This is a genomic window from Pseudomonas sp. Z1-12 (genome assembly GCF_051132015.1).
Classification (GTDB): Bacteria; Pseudomonadota; Gammaproteobacteria; order Pseudomonadales; family Pseudomonadaceae; genus Aquipseudomonas; species Aquipseudomonas zanjanensis.
Genome location: NZ_CP071647.1, coordinates 2,369,240 through 2,382,960 on the forward strand (window position 1 = coordinate 2,369,240; position 13,721 = coordinate 2,382,960).

The 13,721-nt window shown below is 63.2% G+C and carries 10 protein-coding genes; 7 read left to right on the forward strand and 3 right to left on the reverse strand.

What is annotated here, in order from left to right:
- Positions 1-93 precede the first annotated feature (93 nt).
- Complete coding sequence (xthA, locus tag J3P85_RS10545) at positions 94-906, reverse strand: exodeoxyribonuclease III (protein WP_186706614.1); 813 nt, start codon at positions 904-906, stop codon at positions 94-96.
- Between the two features lie 177 nt (positions 907-1,083).
- Between xthA and J3P85_RS10550 the strand changes: the two genes are divergently transcribed.
- The 7 genes from J3P85_RS10550 (at position 1,084) to J3P85_RS10580 (ending at position 12,279) form a co-directional block, all read left to right on the forward strand.
- Positions 1,084-1,728, forward strand: a complete 645-nt coding sequence (locus J3P85_RS10550) for a GNAT family N-acetyltransferase (protein WP_186706615.1) — start codon at positions 1,084-1,086, stop codon at positions 1,726-1,728.
- Between the two features lie 65 nt (positions 1,729-1,793).
- Positions 1,794-3,521, forward strand: coding sequence for an autotransporter assembly complex protein TamA (locus tag J3P85_RS10555; protein ID WP_434705748.1), 1,728 nt, complete (start codon positions 1,794-1,796; stop codon positions 3,519-3,521).
- Positions 3,518-7,204, forward strand: a complete 3,687-nt coding sequence (locus J3P85_RS10560) for a translocation/assembly module TamB domain-containing protein (RefSeq protein ID WP_434705749.1) — start codon at positions 3,518-3,520, stop codon at positions 7,202-7,204. Before J3P85_RS10555 ends, J3P85_RS10560 begins: the two co-directional genes overlap by 4 nt.
- Before the next feature lie 240 nt (positions 7,205-7,444).
- Positions 7,445-7,918 carry a MarR family winged helix-turn-helix transcriptional regulator gene (locus tag J3P85_RS10565; RefSeq protein WP_186706617.1) on the forward strand — a complete coding sequence of 158 codons (474 nt, stop codon included), beginning with the start codon at positions 7,445-7,447 and terminating at the stop codon, positions 7,916-7,918.
- The gene (locus tag J3P85_RS10570; RefSeq protein WP_434705750.1) at positions 7,915-9,384 is read left to right on the forward strand and encodes an efflux transporter outer membrane subunit; all 1,470 of its coding nucleotides are present in this window, start codon (positions 7,915-7,917) and stop codon (positions 9,382-9,384) included. The genes J3P85_RS10565 and J3P85_RS10570 overlap by 4 nt, the downstream gene beginning before the upstream one ends.
- Positions 9,385-9,399: 15 nt before the next feature.
- Complete coding sequence (locus J3P85_RS10575) at positions 9,400-10,599, forward strand: efflux RND transporter periplasmic adaptor subunit (RefSeq protein WP_186730384.1); 1,200 nt, start codon at positions 9,400-9,402, stop codon at positions 10,597-10,599.
- 150 nt (positions 10,600-10,749) lie between these two features.
- Positions 10,750-12,279 carry a DHA2 family efflux MFS transporter permease subunit gene (locus tag J3P85_RS10580; RefSeq protein ID WP_434705751.1) on the forward strand — a complete coding sequence of 510 codons (1,530 nt, stop codon included), beginning with the start codon at positions 10,750-10,752 and terminating at the stop codon, positions 12,277-12,279.
- Positions 12,280-12,420: 141 nt separating this feature from the next.
- On the opposite strand, the gene J3P85_RS10585 is transcribed toward J3P85_RS10580, so the two are convergent.
- Entirely contained in the window at positions 12,421-13,188 is a 768-nt protein-coding gene (locus J3P85_RS10585) for a UDP-2,3-diacylglucosamine diphosphatase (RefSeq protein ID WP_434705752.1), read from the reverse strand.
- Positions 13,185-13,688 (reverse strand): peptidylprolyl isomerase, encoded by a 504-nt coding sequence (locus J3P85_RS10590; protein WP_411385057.1) that lies wholly within the window; start codon positions 13,686-13,688, stop codon positions 13,185-13,187. The genes J3P85_RS10585 and J3P85_RS10590 overlap by 4 nt, the downstream gene beginning before the upstream one ends.
- Positions 13,689-13,721 lie beyond the last annotated feature (33 nt).

Genomic DNA, 13,721 nt, shown 5'->3' on the forward strand with positions numbered 1-13,721 from the left:
GCGATGACGGCGGCACGTTCAGGATCTATGTGACAGTCAGACCGCTATCGCGAGCAAGCTCGCTCCCACAGGGGGTATTTGGATGCTTCGGACTTAGCCCAACTGCAACCAGATCGGCGCATGGTCCGACGGTTTTTCCATGCCCCGCAACTCATAGTCCACACCGGCATCCTTGACCCGTGGCAGCAGGCCGTGGGAGGTGAGGATCAGGTCGATGCGCAGGCCGCGCTTGGGCTCGTCCTCGAAACCGCGGCTGCGGTAGTCGAACCAGCTGAAACGGTCGGTGACGTCCGGGTTCAGGTGGCGGAAGCTGTCCACCAGGCCCCAGTTCTTCAGGCGGGCCATCCATTCGCGCTCTTCCGGCAGGAAGCTGCATTTGCCGGTCTTCAGCCAGCGCTTCATGTTGTCCGGGCCGATGCCGATGTCGCAGTCTTCCGGGGAAATGTTCACGTCACCCATTACCACCACCGGCTGGTCGTTGCTGAAGCGGCTCTCCAGCAGATGCTGCAGATCGCTGTAGAAACGTTCCTTGGCCGGGAATTTGGTCGGGTGGTCGCGGCTTTCACCCTGTGGGAAATAACCGTTCATGATGGTCACCGGCACGCCGTTGGCGTCGGCGAAGGTGCCCCAGATGAAGCGCCGCTGGGCGTCTTCGTCGTCACCTTCGAAGCCTTTGTACAGGCTCAGCGGCGCCTGGCGGGAGAGCAGGGCGACGCCGTAGTGGCCTTTTTGCCCGTGGTAATGCACGTGGTAGCCCAGGGCCTGCACTTCGGCCAGGGGGAACTGTTCGTCGTGGACCTTGGTTTCCTGCAGCCCGATCACATCCGGCTGGTGCTTCTCGATCAGCGCCGCCAGCTGATGGGGGCGGGCGCGCAGCCCGTTGATGTTGAAGGAGACGATCTTCATGGTCGGCTGTCCTGGCAAAACTGCGATGCTAGCTGACATGTGGGAAGGGAGCCAGCGTGGCAGTAGGACAAATGCGCTGCTAATGTCCTTTGCATGTAGGAACGATCACGACCCTATCGAGTTCGTACTCAATAAGAGCAGGGCCTCACCGAGCCTCGCCCCAGGAGATCCAACGCCATGCCTGAAACCGCCATCGCCGACGTCCATATGCTCGACAGTGGTTATTCCCGTGAAGCCCGTTCGTTGCTGTACCAGGCCTATCGCCATGAGCCGACCTTCAGCTACCTGTTCGAATCCGAGCGTCCCGGTTATGAACAGCGGGTACGGGCCACGGTGCGCGAGCTGGTCAAGCAGCACTTTCTCCAGGACCTGCCGGCCATCGGCCTGCTGGTCAACGACCGCCTGATCGGCATTGCCCTGATCGCCCCGCCGCAGCGGCGCCTGGGCATCACTGAAAGCTGGGCCTGGCGCCTGCGCATGGTCTTGAGCACTGGTTTTCGTTGCACAAGGCGCTACTTGGACTATCACGCGGCGGTGTTGGCCTGCCTGCCGTCCGATGCGGTCCATGTACTGCCGCTGCTGGGTGTGCACCCACAGTTCCAGGGCAAGCATTTCGGCGAACAATTGCTCACGGCGGTGCATAACTGGTGTGCGGTGGACGAACATTCCCGAGGCGTGGTGCTGGACACCGGCAACCCGCGTTACCTGGAGTTTTATAAACGCCAGGGTTACGAGGAAATCGGGGAAGTGGCGGTAGGACCTATCCGCGAGCATGTGTTCTTCCACGCCAACCCGCAGGTTCTGCAAAGCGCAACGGCATAGTCGGGCGAACTTTTAGGAAATGTCCGGCTCTATCAGGCACCTACGCTCGTGATAGCATCCGCGCCATGAACCGCTCAGGAAGAATGATCAGTGGCGCGCTCTTGCTGTCCCTCAGCTGCGCGGCCCTGGCAAAAAGTGAATTGGAAGTACGCGTCCAGCCGTCCAACGACGAACTCAAGGCCAACGTAGAAGGTTACATCGGTGGCTTGGGTGATCGTGACGAGGAGGCCTTGCTGCGCTTCAGTCGCGGCGCCGAGGAACAGGCGCGCAAGGCCGCCCAGGCGCTGGGCTACTACCAGCCGCAGATCGACAGTGAGGTCAAGGGCGGCAAGGACCCGCGCCTGATGCTGACCATCGAACCCGGCGAGCCGGTGCACTTGCGCAATGTCACTGTGCGCATCGATGGCCCGGCGGCTTCGCTCAAGGCTTTTCGCGTACCCGGCAACGCCGGCCTGAAACCCGGCGCGGTGCTCAACCATGGTCGTTACGAAGACGCCAAGCGGGTCATCCAGAACCAGGCCTCGCGCTATGGCTATTTCAGTGGGCGCTTTACCCAGCAGAAACTCCTGGTAGACCCTCAGGCGGGCCTCGCCGACATCGAACTGGTCTACGACAGCGGCCCGCGTTATGCCTTGGGTCCGGTCAGCTTCGAAGGCGACACGCCGTTCGACGAAGACTTGCTGCAACGCATGGTGCCGTTCAAGGCCGGCACGGCGTACGATTCCGAACTCATCGCAGAACTCAACCAGGCCCTGCAATCGAGCGGTTATTTCGAAGGCGTGCGCGTCGATGCCGCGCCCACCGCTGCCACCGATAACGTAATTCCGGTGGCGGTCAAGCTCGATACGCGCAAGCCGCGCACCATGGGCCTGGGCCTGGGCTTTTCCACCGACGTCGGTCCCCGGGCCAAAGCCAACTGGACGCGTCACTGGGTCAACCCCCAGGGCCACAGTTATGGCTGGGAAGCGGAAGTGTCGGCGCCCCGGCAGAACGTCGGCCTGTGGTACGACGTGCCGCTGGACCCGCCGCTGACCGACAAGATGCGCTACGCCGGCGGTTATCAATATGAAGAACTGGCCGGCACCGACAGCCTCAGCAAACTGCTCACCGTGGGCCCGGAATGGCACAGCAAGTTGCCCAGCGGCTGGCAGCGGGTGGTGTCGCTCAAATGGCAGCGCGAGGAGTACCGCCTCGGCGACGATGCGGGCCTGAGCACGTTGTTGATGCCCGGCGTGAGTTATTCCTACCTGCGCAGCGACAACCGTATCGACCCGCACAACGGCTACCGTTTGCAGTTCGACACCAAGGTCGCCAAGGAAGGCCTGGGTTCGGACAACAACCTGTTATACGGCACCGCCATGGTCAAGGGCCTGACCACCGTGTTCGACAAGCATCGGCTGCTGGCTCGGGCGCAGATCGGCGGGAGCGCCACCAATGGCTATAAATCCATTCCGCCGTCCCTGCGCTTCTTCGCCGGTGGCGACCAGAGCGTGCGCGGTTACGACTACCAGAGCCTGTCTCCGGAGAACTCCGAGGGCGACCGTATCGGTGGTCGCTACATGGTCGCCGGCAGCCTGGAGTATCAATATTCCATCGCGGAAAAATGGCGGGTGGCGACGTTTATCGACCAGGGCAACTCCTTTAATAGCCTGGAGCTGCCGAGCCTGAAGACCGGCGTGGGTGTCGGCGTGCGTTGGGTGTCGCCGGTGGGGCCGATCCGCCTCGACCTGGCCCATGCGATGGACGACGAGGGCGGCATTCGATTGCACTTCTCCATGGGGCCTGAGCTGTGACGCGTGGTGTGAAGACAACGCTGCTGGCGCTCGCCGGGGTATTGCTGGCGCTCGTGCTGGCCTTGGGCGTGGCGCTGGGCACGGCCTTTGGCAGCCGCTGGGCCCTTGGCCTGGTGCCTGGGCTGAGCGTGGAAAACTTCCAGGGCCGGCTGGGCGGGCAGTGGAGCGCCGATCGGCTGCTGTGGCAGCAGGGCGACAGTCGGGTGGAGGTGGATCGGTTGATATTCGCCTGGTCGCCGCTGTGCCTGGTGCGCATGACCCTGTGCATCGAACAGCTCAAGGCCGACCAGATCGCGTTGCGATTGCCAGCCTCGGCCGATGAGCCAAGCAGCGGCCCGATCAGCTTGCCGGACCTGGACTTGCCGCTCGCGATCGAACTGGGCGATGTGCAAGTCGGCAGCCTGTCGTTCAACGGCAGCGAGCAGCTCAAGGGTTTGCAATTGGTTGCCCATTGGACCTCCGAGGGCCTGCAGATCGATTCGGTGCAATTACAGCGCGACGCGCTGGGCCTGCAGCTGTCCGGCCTGCTCAAGCCCGGCGGCGACTGGCCATTGAACGCCGAAGGCCGATTGACCTTGCCGGCGCCAGGTGCGGCGCCCTGGGCCCTGGACCTGAAAGTCGACGGCAACCTGCTCAAGACCCTCAACCTCAAGGCCGACAGCAGCGGCTACCTGCAAGGCCAGTTGACCGGTGAGCTGCAACCGTTGGCGGACAACCTGCCGGCCAAGGTGCGCATCACCGCCGACGGCTTCAAGGCCAGCGGCGATCTGCCCGACACCTTGTTGCTCAACCAGCTGGAATTGACCGGCGCAGGCGATCTGAAAAACGGCTACCAACTGCTCGGCAAGGCGACCCTGCCGGCCGAAAAAGGACCGGTGGCGTTGCTGCTACAAGGCACCGTGGACGCCAATGGCGCACACATCGCCGGTTTGGACCTGGACGCTGGCGATCAGCAAAGCCTGAAGCTCAACGGGCGGCTGGACTGGCGCGAAGGCCTGAGCGCCGAGGCGAAAGTCGCCTGGCTGGATTTCCCCTGGCATCGCCTTTATCCGCTGATCGACGAGCCGCAGGTGACCTTGCGCAGCTTCAACGGCGAAGTCTCATACACCGACGGTAAATACCTGGGCAACTTCCAAGCCGCCCTGGACGGACCGGCCGGAGCCTTCAGCCTGGACAGCCCCTTCAGCGGCGACCTGACGCGAATTCATCTGCCACAGCTCAAGCTCGCCGCGGGGCAGGGCAAGGCCGAAGGGCACCTGAGCCTGCAATTTGCCGACGGCATTGCCTGGGACACGGCGCTGCAACTGTCGGCCATCAACCCGGCGTACTGGCTGGGCGAACTGCCCGGGACCCTGGCCGGGCCGTTGCGCAGCAAAGGGGCGATGAAGAACGACCGCCTCGACCTCGACGCGGACCTGGACCTCAAGGGCAAGCTGCGCGGACAACCGGCGCAGTTCCAGGCCAAGGCCAGCGGCGCCGGCGAGCAGTGGAACCTCAGCGCGCTGGATATCCGCCTGGGAGACAACCGCATCAACGGCAGCGCCAGCCTGCAACAGAAGCTCACCGGCCAGATCGACATCAAGCTCTCGCGCCTGGCCCAGCTCTGGCCGCAACTGCGCGGCCAAATGGTCGGCCGGGTCGACATGGCCGGCACGCTCAAGGCGCCCCAGGGCAAGCTCGGCTTGCAAGGCACGCAGTTGGCGTTGCAGGACAATCGCCTGCAAAGCCTGAACCTGGACGCGTCCCTCGACAGCGCCCAGCGCGGCAAGCTCGACCTCAAGGCCAGTGGCATCCGCGCCGGCGAAACGTCGTTAGGCGTGCTGACCGTCAGCGGGCAGGGCGACATCAAGCGGCAATCACTGAATCTGGATTTGCAGGGGCCGCAGCTCGACACGACCCTGGCACTCGACGGCGCCCTCGACCAGGGCAGTTGGCGCGGGCGCCTGGCCAGCGGCGAGGTGCAGGCCGGCGGCCAAGCCTGGCGCCTGCAAGCCCCGGCGAAACTCGAACGCCTGGCCGATGGCACGCTCAACGTCGGCGCTCATTGCTGGCGTTCCGGTGAGGCCAGCCTGTGCGGTGAAGACCAACGGCTGATGCCGGAGCCAAAGCTGCGTTATCACCTCAAGCAATTCCCCATCGAAAGCCTGGCCCAGTGGATGCCCAAGGATTTTGCCTGGCAGGGCCGGCTCAACGCGGACCTGCAATTGGACCTGCCGGCCAGCGGCCCGAATGGCCGCATCCTGGTGGATGCCAGTGGCGGCACCTTGCGGATTCGGGATAAGGCGAGTGATAAGCCGCGATGGCTGGACTTCCCGTACCAGACCCTGACGCTCAACAGCCGCCTGACTCCCAAGCGCATCGACACCGACCTGAATTTCGTCGGTGCCAGGCTCGGCGAACTGATGCTCCAGGCGCAAATCAACCCGCTGCCGGCGAGCAAGCCCTTGAGCGGCTCATTCCGCCTCACTGGCCTAGACTTGTCCGTGGCCCGGCCGTTCTTACCGATGGTGGAAACCCTCACCGGTCACCTGAACGGCAGCGGGACGTTGTCCGGTGGTTTGCTCGCGCCCCAGGTCAACGGCAACCTGGTGCTCAGCGACGGTGAAGTCTCCGGGCCGGAGCTGCCGGTCAGCCTCGAAGCCTTGCAAGTGCGGGCGATGATCGCCGGCGAAACGGTACGGCTCGACGGCGACTGGAAAAGTGGCAAGCGCGGGCAGGGCAGCTTGACCGGGAACATCGGCTGGGGCGAGGCTCTGTCGATGAACCTGGCCCTCAAGGGCTCGCAACTGCCGGTCACCGTTGAGCCTTATGCGGTGCTCGACGTGGCACCGGACCTGAACATCACGATGCAGGGCGAGCAGCTTTCCATTGCCGGCAAGGTCCTGGTGCCCAAAGGCGAGATCACTGTTCGCGAACTGCCGCCGTCCACCGTCAAGGTCTCGGATGATACGGTGATCGTCGGTTACCAGACCGAAGAGGGCAAGGCGCCGCTGGCCATGGCGATGGACATCGATGTGATCGTCGGCCAGGACAAACTCGCATTCTCGGGTTTCGGTTTGACGGCCAACGTCCAGGGCCAGGTGCACATCGGCGACAACATGGATACCCGCGGTGAACTGTGGCTCAACGACGGCCGTTATCGCGCCTACGGGCAACGGCTGACGGTGCGCCGGGCACGGCTGCTGTTCGCTGGGCCCATCGACCAGCCCTACCTGGACATCGAAGCGATCCGCCAGACCGACGATGTGGTCGCCGGCATCCGCTTGAGCGGCAGCGCCGAGCAACCGACCACGCAAATCTTTTCCGAACCGGCCATGAGCCAGGAGCAGGCATTGTCCTATCTGGTGCTGGGCCGACCGTTGAGCACCACGGGCGAGGACAACAACATGCTCGCCCAGGCCGCCTTGGGCCTGGGGTTGATGGGCAGTTCGGGGGTGACCACCAGCCTGGCCAATAACCTGGGCATCGATGATTTCCAGCTCGACACCCAGGGCAGCGGCAACACCACCAGCGTGGTCGCCAGCGGCAACCTCTCGGAAAAGCTCAGCCTGCGCTACGGCGTCGGCGTGTTCGAACCGGCCAACACCATCGCCCTGCGCTACAAGCTCAGCAAGAAGGTCTACCTCGAAGCCGCCAGCGGCGTCGCCAGCTCGCTGGATATCTTCTACAAGCGCGATTTCTAACTTCATCCCCAAGTCCCCCTGTGGGAGCGAGCTTGCTCGCGATAGCGGCATGACATTCAACCTCGTCGTTGATTGACACACCGCTATCGCGAGCGAGCTCGCTCCCACATTTGTTCGCCTACAGGTTTGTCTGCGTTTCGTCTGTTGGTGAATAGCACGCTAACGATTTGTTTGACATTTGCTGCCTAAGCAGTAATATTTCGACATACATTCACTGCCTAGGCAGCAAACGGTGCCCGGATGAAGCATTTCACCCCTGACGAATTTCACAATTGCCATCTCGGCATGCTGCTCGGCCGCGCCGCGCTGCTCAAGGACCGGATCATCGACACCCACATGGAACCCGTCGGCATCACCGCCGCGCAGTTCAAGGTGTTGATCATCATGGCCCAGCACGGCATCGACACGCCGGTCGAGCTGTGTCGCTACCTGTCCCTGGACAGCGGCTCGATGACGCGCATGCTCGATCGCCTGGAGCAGAAAGGTTTCCTGGTCCGCCAGCGCTCGGCAGAGGATCGGCGCCAGGTGCAATTGGTGTTGACCGAAGCTGGCCAGGCCCTCGCCGATCGCCTGCCGTTCATTGGTGCCGACGCCATGAATCAGTTGGCCGGTGCCATCAGCCGCGAGGAGCTGCAAACCCTCGAAGACATCCTCAAGAAAATACTGCTCGCCGCCGGTGATCCCATCACCGTGTTGCGATTGGGGGAGAAATGAAACGTCAAACCTTGCGTACCCGGTTGAGCCTGGTGCTGTTGGCCATGAGCCTCGCCGGTTGTGCCAGCTACAGTGGCTTGAAGACCGAAGGCGTCAGCCTCGAGGCCAAGCGTCTCCAGGCTGGTCAATCGTTGAATGGGGTCACGCTGTCGCCGGCCGCGTGGCCGAAAAACGACTGGTGGAAAAGCCTCGGCGACCCGCAACTCGACGGCCTGATCCGTGAAGCCTTGCGCGACAGCCCGGACATGCAGGTCGCCAGCGCCCGGGTCCACCAGGCCAGTGCCGCGGCCTATGCCGCCAACGCGGCACGCCTGCCGACCCTGGATGCCAGCGGCAGCGTCAGCCGTTCGCGACTGGCCCGTGACCAGGATCCGCAAGGGCAGGGCGGGGCCTACAGCACCCTGCGTTCGCTGAGCGTGGACTTCAACTACAACTTCGACCTCTGGGGTGGCCAGCGTGCCGCCTGGGAAGCCGCCCTGGGCCAGGCCCGCGCCGCCGAGATCGATCGCCAGGCCGCGCAGCTGACCCTGGCCGCCGACGTGGCCCGGGCCTACAGCGACCTGGGCCAGGCCCACATCATTCATGACCTGGCCGCCGAGGACCTCAAGCGCACCCGGCAAATGCTCGATCTGGGCAAGCGCCGTCTCAGCGCCGGGATTGACAGCGAATATCAGTTCCAGCAGACCGAAAGCCTGGAAGCCAGCGCCGATGCGACCCTGATCGACGCCGAGAAACGTCTGCAGAGCGCCAAGATCGCCCTGGCCGTGCTGCTGGGCAAGGGGCCGGACCGCGGCAACGAAATCGCCCGGCCGAACGTGCTGCAAGCCAGCGCGGTCGCCTTGCCGTCGAACCTGCCGGCCGAGCTGCTGGGCCGCCGCCCCGACCTGGTCGCGGCGCGCTGGCGGGTGGAGGCGGCGAGCAAGAACATCGAGGCTGGCAAGACCCAGTTCTATCCCAACCTCAACCTGAGCGCGGCGGCGGGAGTGCAGTCGTTGCTGGGCGATGCGATGTTCGGTTCGCCCAGCCGTTTCTTCAACGTGGCGCCCACCGTGTCGCTGCCGATCTTCGACGGCGGCCGTTTGCGGGCGGACCTGGATGCCCGGGACGCCGATTACGACCTGGCGGTGGCGCAGTACAACAAGAGCCTGGTCACGGCCCTTGGTGATGTGAGCGACACCATCAACCAGTTGCGTGACATCGCTCGCCAGATCGGTGCCCAGCAACATGCCACCGACATCGCGCAGAACTCCTACGACACCGTGGTCCAGCGCTACGGCTCGGGCATCGGTAATTACCTGGACGTGCTGAGCATCGAGCAGCAATTGCTTCAGGCCCAGCGCCAACTGGCGAACCTGAATGCCGAGCAGATCGATTTGTCGATCCAACTGATGCAGGCCCTGGGTGGTGGTTTCGAAGCCCAGACCCTGGCGGCGGCCACGCCGACCCCTGCCACGCCGACCCACTGATTCGAGGTACTTGTCATGGCGACTGCCGAAACGACTCAATCCGCACAAACCCAAGACAGCGGCAACCCACGCAAGCGCAAGGTCATGCTGTTGGCACTCACTCTGATCGTCATCCTCGCGGGCCTGGGGGTGTGGGGCTGGCATGAACTGTATGGTCGCTGGAGCGAAAGCACCGACGACGCCTATGTGAATGGCAACGTGGTGGAAATCACTCCGCAAGTCACCGGGACCGTGGTGAGCATCGGTGCCGATGACGGCGACCTGGTGCGTGAAGGCCAGGTGTTGGTGCAATTCGATCCGAACGATGCCGAAGTCGGGCTGCAAAGTGCCCAGGCCAACCTGGCCCGGACCGTGCGCCAGGTGCGTGGCTTGTACAGTAACGTCGACGGCATGCGGGCGCAGGTCAATGCTCAAGAGGCCGAAGTGCAGAAGGCCCAGGAAAACTACAGCCGACGCAAGAACCTGGCGGCCGGCGGGGCGATTTCCCAGGAAGAACTGTCCCACGCCCGGGATGACCTGACCTCGGCGCAGAACGCCCTGGCCAATGCCCGGCAACAGCTCAAGACGACCAGCGCGTTGGTGGACGATACCGTGGTGTCATCCCATCCCGATGTGCAAGCCGCGGCCGCGCAACTGCGCCAGGCCTTCCTGACCAATGCCCGCAGCACCTTGATCGCGCCGGTCACCGGTTATGTGGCCAAGCGCACCGTGCAGTTGGGCCAACGGGTGCAGCCGGGCACGGCGCTGATGGCGGTGATCCCGCTGGATCAACTGTGGATCGATGCCAACTTCAAGGAGACCCAACTGCGTGACATGCGCATCGGCCAGCCGGTGGACATCGAGACCGACCTGTACGGCAGCGATGTGAAGTACAGCGGCACCATCGACAGCCTGGGCGCCGGGACCGGCAGTGCGTTTGCCTTGCTGCCGGCGCAGAACGCCACCGGTAACTGGATCAAGATCGTCCAGCGGGTGCCGGTGCGTATTCACATCAATGCCCAGGAACTGGCCAAGCACCCGCTGCGGGTCGGCCTGTCGACCCAGGTCAGTGTCAACCTGCACGACCAGAGCGGCCCGGTACTTGCCCAGCAGCCACCGCAGAAAGCCTCGTTCAGCACCCAGGTCTATGATCGACAACTGGCCGATGCCGACGCGATGATCACCCGCCTGATCCACGACAACAGCGCCGCGGCGAGCAAGACCGCGCAGCGTTAGTCAGTTATGGCATGAACCTGTGGGAGCGAGCTTGCTCGCGATGGCGTCAGATCAGCTTGCTCCAGTGTTGATTGATACATCGCTATCGCGAGCAAGCTCGCTCCCACAGGGTTTTGGGTCTCGCCACCTCCGCTTCATAGGATTCTCGCAATGAGCAATAACGCGTCCTTCACGCCGCCCAGCCTGTTGCTCAGCACCATCGGGCTGTCGCTGGCGACGTTCATGCAAGTGCTCGACACCACCATCGCCAACGTCGCCTTGCCGACCATTTCCGGCAACCTGGGCGTCAGCTCGGAGCAGGGCACCTGGGTGATCACCTCGTTCGCGGTGAGCAACGCCATCGCCCTGCCGCTCACCGGCTGGCTGAGCCGACGCTTTGGCGAGGTGAAGCTGTTTTTGTGGGCAACGATGTTGTTCGTGCTCGCTTCGTTCCTGTGTGGCATTTCCACTTCGATGCCGGAGCTGATTGGCTTTCGTGTGGTCCAGGGGCTGGTGGCCGGGCCGTTGTACCCGATGACCCAGACGCTGCTGATTGCCGTGTACCCGCCGGCCAGGCGGGGCATGGCCTTGGCGCTGCTGGCGATGGTCACGGTGGTGGCGCCGATTGCCGGGCCGATCCTCGGTGGCTGGATCACCGACAGCTACAGTTGGCCGTGGATCTTCTTCATCAACGTGCCGATTGGGATCTTTGCGGTGATGGTGGTGCGCCAGCAGCTCAAGGCCCGGCCTGTGGTCACCAGTCATCAACCGATGGACTACGTCGGGTTGATCACGTTGATCATCGGCGTCGGTGCACTCCAGGTGATCCTCGACAAGGGCAACGACCTGGACTGGTTCGAGTCGAACTTCATCGTCATCGGAGCCTTGATTTCAGTCATTGCCCTGGCGGTGTTCGTGATCTGGGAAATGACCGATCGCCATCCGGTGGTCAACCTGCGGCTGTTCGCTTATCGCAACTTCCGCATCGGCACCATTGTGCTAGTGGGCGGCTATGCCGGGTTCTTCGGCATCAACCTGATCCTGCCGCAATGGTTGCAGACGCAGATGGGCTACACCGCGACCTGGGCCGGGCTGGCGGTGGCGCCCATCGGCATCCTGCCGGTGCTGATGTCGCCTTTCGTCGGCAAGTACGCCCACAAGTTCGACCTGCGCTTGCTGGCCGGGCTGGCGTTCCTGGCCATCGGCCTGAGTTGCTTCATGCGCGCCGGCTTCACCAACGAAGTGGATTTCCAGCACATTGCGCTGGTGCAGTTGTTCATGGGTATTGGCGTGGCGCTGTTCTTCATGCCGACCTTGAGCATCCTGATGTCGGACCTGCCGCCGCACCAGATTGCCGACGGCGCGGGGCTGGCGACGTTCCTGCGGACCTTGGGCGGCAGCTTTGCCGCGTCGTTGACCACCTGGATCTGGATCCGCCGGGCCGACCAACATCACGCCTACCTGAGCGAAAGCATCAGCACCTTCGAGCCCACCACCCGCGAAGCCCTCAACCAGCTCGGCGGCGCGAGTACGCCGGCCTATGCCCAGCTCGACCAGATCCTCAACAGCCAGGCGTACATGCTCTCCACCGTGGATTACTTCACATTGCTGGGGTGGGCGTTCATGGGGTTGATCGTGCTGGTGTGGCTGGCCAAACCGCCGTTCGCGGCGAAGGCGGGGCCTGCTGCCAGCGGTCATTGATTCAAGCACAATCGCTGTGGGAGCAAGCTTTTGTGGGAGCCGAGCTTGCTCGCGATAGCGGCGTGACAGACAGCAGAGATGTTGACTGGAAGGGCCCCATCGCGAGCAAGCTCGGCTCCCACAAGCTCGCCTCCGCAAGGGTCATGGGTGGCTGGGGATTGCCTCGGGTGCCGGCAGTTGTGGCGGCGGCGCAAACCCGAACGGCGCCAACGCAAACCCCTGTTCATCCACCTGCAACGCCCAGCCTTGCTTGTCCCAATCCCCCAGCACGATGCGTCGGGCGGCGTGTTCGCCCAGTTGCAACTTGTGGATGGCGGGGCGGTGGGTGTGGCCGTGGACCAGGGTCTTCACGCCGTATTGCTGCATGATCCGCGGGATCTCTTCGGGCGTGACGTCGACAATGTCATTGGCTTTCATGCGTGTCTGCGCGCGGCTTTCGCTGCGCAGCTTGCGCGCCAGTTTCTGGCGGCTGCCCAGCGGCAGGTGACGCAGGATGAACAGCGTGACCGGGTTGCGCAGCCAGCGCCGCAGCTTCATGTAGCCTTCGTCGCGGGTGCAGAGGCTATCACCGTGCATCAGCAGCACCGGCTCACCATTGAACGGCACGACGCTCGGGTCCTTGAGCAGGGTGCAGCCGGCCGCTTTGCAGAAGGCCTGCCCCAGCATGAAATCGCGATTGCCGTGCATCAGGAAAATGGCCGTGCCGCTGTCGCTCAATTCGCGCAGGGCCTGGCAGATGGAACGCTGGAAGGGCGTCATGGCATCGTCGCCGATCCAGGCTTCGAAAAAGTCGCCCAGGATGTACAACGCTTGCGCCGAACGGGCGCGTGTGGCCAGTAAATCCAGAAACGCCCGGGTGATGTCCGGGCGCTCCTCTTCCAGATGCAAGTCTGAAATCAGCAGTATCACTCAATGATCTCGGCTTTCTCGATGATCACGTCTTCTGCCGGGACGTCCTGGTGGCCAGCCTTGGAAGTGGTGGCGACGCCTTTGATCTTGTCGACCACGTCGGTGCCGGCGGTGACTTTACCGAATACCGCGTAGCCCCAGCCCTGGACGTTCTTGCCACTGTGGTTCAGGAACGCGTTGTCGGCGACGTTGATGAAGAATTGCGCGGAGGCCGAATGCGGTTCCATGGTGCGGGCCATGGCGACGGTGTACTTGTCGTTGGAGAGACCGTTGTCGGCTTCGTTCTGGATGCTTGGGCGCTTGTCTTTCTTTTCCTTCATGCCCGGCTCGAAACCACCGCCTTGAATCATGAAGTTACCGATCACGCGGTGGAAAACGGTGTTCTCGTAATGGCCTGCCTTGACGTATTCAACGAAGTTGGCAACGGTAATCGGAGCCTTCTCGGCGTTCAGTTCCAGGACGATGTCGCCATGGTTGGTGGTCAGTTTGACTTGGGTCATGATTACTACTCTTTCAAGAAATTCGTGGGTTTC

What these genes read in the sequence shown, in the direction of transcription:
- J3P85_RS10575 (WP_186730384.1), top strand. Translation starts at nt 9,400, where the DNA reads ATGGCGACTGCCGAAACGACTCAATCCGCACAAACCCAAGACAGCGGC.
- J3P85_RS10565 (WP_186706617.1), top strand. Translation starts at nt 7,445, where the DNA reads ATGAAGCATTTCACCCCTGACGAATTTCACAATTGCCATCTCGGCATG.
- J3P85_RS10550 (WP_186706615.1), top strand. Translation starts at nt 1,084, where the DNA reads ATGCCTGAAACCGCCATCGCCGACGTCCATATGCTCGACAGTGGTTAT.
- J3P85_RS10555 (WP_434705748.1), top strand. Translation starts at nt 1,794, where the DNA reads ATGAACCGCTCAGGAAGAATGATCAGTGGCGCGCTCTTGCTGTCCCTC.
- J3P85_RS10590 (WP_411385057.1), bottom strand. Translation starts at nt 13,688, where the DNA reads ATGACCCAAGTCAAACTGACCACCAACCATGGCGACATCGTCCTGGAA.
- J3P85_RS10570 (WP_434705750.1), top strand. Translation starts at nt 7,915, where the DNA reads ATGAAACGTCAAACCTTGCGTACCCGGTTGAGCCTGGTGCTGTTGGCC.
- J3P85_RS10580 (WP_434705751.1), top strand. Translation starts at nt 10,750, where the DNA reads ATGAGCAATAACGCGTCCTTCACGCCGCCCAGCCTGTTGCTCAGCACC.
- xthA (WP_186706614.1), bottom strand. Translation starts at nt 906, where the DNA reads ATGAAGATCGTCTCCTTCAACATCAACGGGCTGCGCGCCCGCCCCCAT.